Consider the following 7196-nt stretch of genomic DNA (forward strand, 5'->3'; position numbering starts at 1 on the left):
TTAATGAAAAGAAAATTAAGGTAACAGTGTTTAAATATAGAATTAAATTAATAAGAATGGAATTATTCAGATTAATTTAAATGTTATAACAATACTGGTATAAGTTCTTAAAATGCACTTTCATTTTTGATTTTGCCAATTGAGGATCTTGGTTTTTTATCGCATCAAAAACATCTTGGTGTTCTTGTATTCCTCTTAGTGCCATATTTTTATCACAAACATGATACTTTTCAAAATTGGTTAGTATTTCTGGAGTTATTATTAACATAAAAGTGTTCATTGTACTATTGCCACTAGCCCGTGCTATTGCCAAATGAAACAATAAATCTTCCTGAACCGCATCCTCACCATTTTCAACCTTTGCACGGTAAGCATCCAAAGCACTTTTCATTAATTTTAAATCGTCATCTGTTCTTCTTCTAGCAGCTAATCTTACAGTTTTAAGCTCCAATAAAATTCTCGTTTCTACTAAAGATTTGAAATCTGGTTCATCTAATCTTAAAATATCATTTACCATTCCGTTCATGGCTACCTGACCAATATCTGCCACAAAAGTTCCGCTTTGCGGCTTAGATATTAAAATACCATAAAACTCTAATTTTTGAATAGCCTCCCTAACACTACTTCTACTTACGCCAAATTTATCTGAGAGCATTCTTTCTGACGGTAATTTATCACCAGGCTCAAGATTTTTATTATTCATTAAATCTCTAAGCTGTACTATTATTTCATTGTGTATTTCTTGATTTTCAGTCCTTGTGAGGATTTCTAATTTCATATATAACTTGTTTTAAGGAAAATCGTTATGGAAATTAACTTGTCAAAAATTGTAATTCTCAATCTATTATTATCAGAAATTATAATCCCAACATTTAAACTCTATTAATCAGTGGTTTGTCATAAAATTTACCAGCCTTAAAAAAGGCCGGTAAACTTATTTCAACAAATCTAACTCAAAACAACTCTCTTATTTATACTAGGTATATTAATCGTATATCACTAATGCGTGACTTCTAATTCGTAATATTTAACTTTAGCAGATGCCCCTACATCTAAGGTTTGTAAATAGTTACCTGCTTTAAAATAATTCTCAAACACACTCCACTTTTGCATATGAATATCTTCATACACCACAGAATCAGTTTCGTTTAAAATAATTTCCAACCTACCGTCTGAAGCTATAATTTCTAGCTCAAATGTATTAGTTCCAATATCTTCTGAAAACGTATGCCCTTCATTATCTTCCCAAGCATCGGTATGTAAAATTTCTTCATCTGTTGCATCAAGATTTTTAAGTTTTTTAGTAAGCACCCTTACTTTACCTTTCTGCCAATAAATTTTTAACATTGGAGGAGCATTATTATCATCTTCCCCTATTAAATCTCGCTGCTCATTAGTTAGCCTGCCATGAATTTGCATTACCAAAGTTCTATGAAAATCACCACTTAAGTCCGTAGTAATCTCAGGTACAGATAATGTACCCTTCATACGACCACCTTCTGTAAAAGTCCAATTTGTACTATTACTACCGGGAACCATTTGCTCCCTCAGTTCTGTTCTTGAATAAGAAGAATTAGCAGTAGACGTACCTGGTGTTGTGTAAAAAACCAATGAACCGTCTGTAGAATCATTATACATATAAGGTATTAATCTTTCGTCAGTAGCATAATCTATGATTTCTGGTGGCTCTACTTCATCTGGACTACCAATGGGCAATGTAACTTTCCAATTACTTAAATCTATATTCGGCAAAAAGAAATCTACACCTTCTACTTGTTCTTCGTCAACGACTACTTCCTCTTCCGGTTCTGGAGTTTCTACGACCTCTTCTTCAATAACTTCTTCTTCCTGAACAATCTCTTCTTCAACTACTTCAGCATCGTTACTACAGCTTAAAAAGACAAACGCCATTACAACTACCAAACAGTATTTAGTTATTGTCAAGTTATGGTACCTTAAAATATTATTTAAAATCATATAATTCTTATTAGTGCTTCACTTCAAGTTCATAAAAACTGACCTTAGCAAATGAACCCTTATCTCTACTTTGAAAATAATTACCCGCTTTAAAGTAATTCTCAAAAACACCCCATCTCTTCATATTAAAATCGTCATAGACGGCATATTCAGTTTTGTTCAACGATACCACCATTTTACCATCTGTAACTTTTATTTCAATTTGAAACTTGCCGAAACCTACTTCTTCTTCAAAATTGAAACCTTCATCATCTGTCCAGGCTTCCTTATGCAATATGCCAAGAGCATTTACATCTTTGTATTTTAATTTTTTAGTTTTAACTCTTACCTTACCGTTCTGCCAATAAATTTTTAATATTGGTGGTGCATTATTGTCTTTTTGTCCTATTAATTCTTTTTGCTCATTAGTCAATCGACCATGAATCTGCAAAATGATTACTTTGTGATATTTACCGTTCTTATCTCTTGAAACCTCATCAACAGAAAGTTTTGCCTTTAGAGTACCTCCTTGCTTAAATGTCCAGTTTGTATTATTATCTCCAGGAACCATTTGCTCCCTAAGTTCTGATCTGGAATATTTTGTATTGGCTGTTGTAGCCGAAGTTGGATAAGCATAAAATGTTAAAGTCCCTTTTGTAGAATCATTATACATATATGGTTTTAACATGTCATTTGTAGCATAGTCCAAAATTTTGGGTGGCTCTACACTTAAAGCTCCACCTTTTCCTTTTCCTTCTGGAATTGTAACCTTCCAATTGCTTAAATCAATCTCAGGAATTTTTATTTTCTTCTTTTTTTTCTTTTTCTTTTTTTCAACTTTAACATCTAAGTCCTTATTATCACTTTTTTGCTCTTGTGAAGTAGCATTAACGGTTACAAATATTAAGACGAAAAACAAAAAAGATTGAATGGGGAAAACTCTCATTTTAATACTAAATTTTAATAACAATAATCAAAAATTATCTAAACTTTCTTCCTTTTTATTGTTAAATAACCACCCAATTTAACACTATAAACCGGGTGGCTTTTTACAATCTAACTACATTATTTAACTTTTATTAATCAGTTATAACAACGTTATCAAAAAATGCTTCGGCAGAACCATCCACAACATCTACGTTTCTAACATAAATAACTATTTCATTTGTAGAGGCCGTAAACTCAAATGTGCTTGTTGCATAAGCATCTCCATTCGTATCAAAGATGTTAGGTATAGCAAAGTAAGCATCTATAGCTGCATCTGAAGTAGAAGCATTAATACCAACTTCATCTTCAATTTCAGTATTCAAGATAAATACCTCTGAAGTAATACCAGCAGCAGTTGCACTTGCATCTATAGAGAACGTATACGTTTCTCCTTGTTGTACTTGAACAACTTGATAAAGACGACGACCCTTCTCATCTAATTTAGCCCCTCTGGTACCATTGTTACCATCACTTGATGAACCTGCTTGTTCACTATCATCACCATAGAAACTATCTAACCAAGAATCTAAAGCACCGTTATCCCATAATGGATCAAAAGGACTATCAACAGTATTACCATCATTGTCTACTACAGTGCTGTTAGGAGTCATATCCCAAGCATCTGCATTATCACCAGTATTAACCGTAAAATCATCGAAAGTACCATTAAGAACTTGAACTACAAATCCTTCTGAAACTATAAGTTGTTCAGTAGCTACATGTGTATTACCCGTAACACTATAAGCCGTTAAGGTTACATCATAAATTCCATCCTCTTCATATGTATGTGTAGGATTCATTCCTGTAAATTGAAATCCATCTCCAAACTCCCACAATAACATGACTGCACCTTCAGAAGCATCCATAAAAGAATACGTTGCATAATCATTTGGATCTACTTCAAAAGTAAATGCTGCCGTAACCGGCGCTAGGATATTTATTGACTTACTTAAATCTGTCGATAAATTAGAATCATTTATAGCTGTAAGCGTCACGGTATACTCTGCAGCTTCCGCATAAACATGTGTTGGAGATTCTTCTGTAGATGTATTACCATCACCAAAATCCCATTCATAAGAAGATGCTTCTACTGATGAATTTGTAAATGTATACTCTAAGAAATTATCTTCATTCTGAACAATATCAAAACCAGCCGAAGGTGGTACAGCTCCTGCTGTTCCTATATCAATAGTAAAATTATCAAGTCTCGCTTCAACTTCTCCATTAGTAAAATAAATGGCTACCGTATTATTTTCTCCAGAATTGAAAGATAATTGTTGTTGAATGTACACCTCTGGTTCTTCATCATCTGTTACCGTAACCGAAGCAAGTGTTCCTTCACTAAATTGATCAAAAGAAGTAAATGTACCTCCATTCTGTGTCACCCCAAGTATTGAAACGGTGACTGAAGGATCAGATGAACCACTAAACATCGTATAATAAAAGAATAAATCATAATTAGAATCTGGCTCAACGGTAATTTCCTGATAACCAATACGATCACCTGCAGGCAAAGGTAATTTTGCTCCTTGATCTCCGAAAGTTACTGGAGAACCTGTTATCTGAATAACCCCTCCTAAATCACTATTTCTCCAAGAATCACGGCCATCACCACCTCCATCAGGCAGCGTATCATCTTCAAATCCAGCCTCAAGTATTGCAGGTTGAAACGGCCCTTCAACAACTATTACATCTACAGTATTACTACCTGTAACACCATTACCATCTGTAGCTGTCAATGTTACCGGGTAAGTACCTTCACCTTGCTCAAATAAAAAGGTAGGATTTTGTTCAGTAGACGTATTACCACCACCAAAGTCCCATAAATACGTTGCCGCCTCCGTTGAAAGGTTACTAAAAGAAACCATTCTAAAATCATCTGAAGAAGAAGCATATGCAAAACTAGCTGCAGGAAAAATTGTATCTGCTATCGAATTAGCATCTGGCAAGTCATCTCTAAAAAGCCCGTCATTTACGCAACTTACGGTTAAGCCGGCGGCTAAAACAACCGTTAGCAAAAGCTTGCTTTTACTAAAAAAATTCATATTAAATTTCATAGTTCTTATTTAAAATTAATATCCTGGATTTTGTGTTAGTAGCCCCCTACTTAAATTAATTTCCCTTGAAGGAATCGGCAATAATAAATCAGTCGAGGTAAAAGAATAATCGTTGTCGGCTGCGTATGCACTCAGCACTTCATCCGCCACACCAAACCTTACCAAATCAAAGAAACGTTGGTTTTCAAAAGCAAATTCTAATCTTCTCTCTAATAACAATTCAGTTTTGGAAACACTTGATATAATATTTGGAGCAGTTTCAGGAAAAGCTCTATCTCTAATCTGTTGAAAAGAACTAAGAATGCTCGCATTACTTGTACTCGTACCCGCACCTATCGCAGCTTCTACGTGCATCAATAATACATCTGCATAACGTAAGGCTATATAATCATTACCAGCGTTACGCGCATTATCACCATAAGTAGGTGGAAATATGGATATATCCGAACCTTCAGGCAAGAACTTCACCACTTCACTTCTAGTAGGAAAAGTAATAAAAGATACTTCTGAACGACTTCCTCCAAAGGCTTGAAAATCTGCAATTAAATTATTTTCAACAATGTTTTGCCCATCATCAGAACCTGCGCGAACAGTTGACGTAAATTCAGCAGAAAAACTTTGACTCTCATTAGGATTACCAAAATCGTATTGTATGGCAAAAATAATTTCACTATTCAACTCACTATAGAAAACATCAGAAAAATTATCCTGTAAACTAAATTCACCGCTATTGATGATTGATTCACATAATTGCTGTGCACCTGAATAATTTCTTGATGGCTGCGTCATGTAAACCTTTGCCAATAAAGCCTGTGCTGCTGCTCTTGACGCTCTAGACTTAGAAGAATTATCCAATACATCTACAGCCTCCTGTAAATCTTCTACAATCTGTGCGTATATCAGCTCCTCTGATACTCTGGTAAAAGTTGCTTCGTTATCTGAAGACAATACTACTTCGGTCACTAAAGGCACATCACCATATAACCTTACCAGATTAAAATATGCATAAGCTCTTAAGAATTTAGCCTCTGCTGTATAACGAGCTTGATTGTTTTCGTCAGCAATATCAATAAAACCCAACATATTATTTGCCCTGAATATGGCCGAATACATTGAAGCATAATAATCTTCAGATTCTGTATTCGTTGGTTGTATCAAATATCTATGGAAATCAGCTTTAGACCCCTCTAATGTTTGATTTCTTGTATTGTCTGAACGATGCTCGGTCAACAGATGCTCGTATTGAACTCCTCTATTAAAATTGGTGTCATTCGATTCCGTATTCGGATTTACTCCTTGAAGAGCATCATAAATTCCAAATATCCCTGTCTCGACATCTGTATCTGTTTGAAAAAAAGTATCCTCTACTATTACCGTATCTGGTAATGGATTTAAAAACTCATCTGCATCACAGGAGGTCATTATAGCCGCCAGTGTAAATGCCATATATTTTATATATCTCATAATTCCTTTTTTTAATTTTTAAAAATCGATATTAAGACCAAATGTTAGCGTTCTAAAAATAGGTGTACCAGCTCTTTGCGAACCAAATGCTCTTGGATCACCGTTATCATCGTGTTCAGGATTGAAACCATGATAATCATCTGCAGTAATATAAATAAGATTCTGTCCGGTTGCATAGACCCTAAGACCTGCCAAACCAATAGTTGACAATGTTTCTTTATCAAAATTATAGCCAATATTTATATTTCTTAAAGAGAAATAATCTGCACTAGCTATTACTTCGTCAGTCAATACCTTCTCCTGAATAAAGGATACATCTGAAACTAAACCATCTGCAACTATCTCATTAGGATCTCTTGTAGCGTTTCCAAACCAGTTATAGAAATATTGATCACCGATATTGTTTATCTGCGCACCTAAACTACCCTGCAACTGAAAAGAAAAATCTACATTACCAACCTGAAATTCATTGGTAAAGCTGTAAATTAAGTCTGGATAAGGATTACCCAATATGGTTTTATCCTCATCTGTAATAATACCATCTCCATTTAAATCCTTAACGATAGTATCTTCAGATTGACCGTTAATTCTATTCCATGGATTATCAACATAAGACGTTCTAAATGAAGTTTCGTCGAATTTTTCAGTATCAACCACAAAACCGTAGTAAGAAGAAATAGGCTGACCGATACTGTTGATCCATAGAGAATTTCTACCGTAAGTATCTTGTAT

At 34.4% G+C, this 7196-nt stretch carries 5 protein-coding genes and 1 pseudogene; all 6 read right to left on the bottom strand.

Annotation, left to right across the window (positions count from 1 at the left end):
* Nucleotides 1-76: 76 nt before the first annotated feature.
* Complete coding sequence (locus ABJI11_RS14445; RefSeq protein WP_348353677.1) at nt 77-778, bottom strand: FadR/GntR family transcriptional regulator; 702 nt, start codon at nt 776-778, stop codon at nt 77-79.
* A 221-nt stretch (nt 779-999) separates the two neighbouring features.
* Nucleotides 1000-1944 (bottom strand): polysaccharide lyase family 7 protein, encoded by a 945-nt coding sequence (locus ABJI11_RS14450; protein WP_348353680.1) that lies wholly within the window; start codon nt 1942-1944, stop codon nt 1000-1002.
* A gap of 43 nt (nt 1945-1987) precedes the next feature.
* Nucleotides 1988-2902, bottom strand: coding sequence for a polysaccharide lyase family 7 protein (locus ABJI11_RS14455; protein WP_348353682.1), 915 nt, complete (start codon nt 2900-2902; stop codon nt 1988-1990).
* 133 nt (nt 2903-3035) lie between these two features.
* On the bottom strand, nt 3036-5000 hold the full coding sequence (locus tag ABJI11_RS14460) for a PKD domain-containing protein (RefSeq protein ID WP_348353685.1): 1965 nt from the start codon (nt 4998-5000) through the stop codon (nt 3036-3038).
* 15 nt (nt 5001-5015) lie between these two features.
* On the bottom strand, nt 5016-6464 hold the full coding sequence (locus tag ABJI11_RS14465; RefSeq protein ID WP_348353687.1) for a RagB/SusD family nutrient uptake outer membrane protein: 1449 nt from the start codon (nt 6462-6464) through the stop codon (nt 5016-5018).
* A gap of 18 nt (nt 6465-6482) precedes the next feature.
* Nucleotides 6483-7196, bottom strand: a pseudogene (locus tag ABJI11_RS14470) (SusC/RagA family TonB-linked outer membrane protein); the annotation flags it as partial.

The organism is Maribacter sp., assembly GCF_039968975.1.
Classification (GTDB): domain Bacteria; phylum Bacteroidota; class Bacteroidia; order Flavobacteriales; family Flavobacteriaceae; genus Maribacter.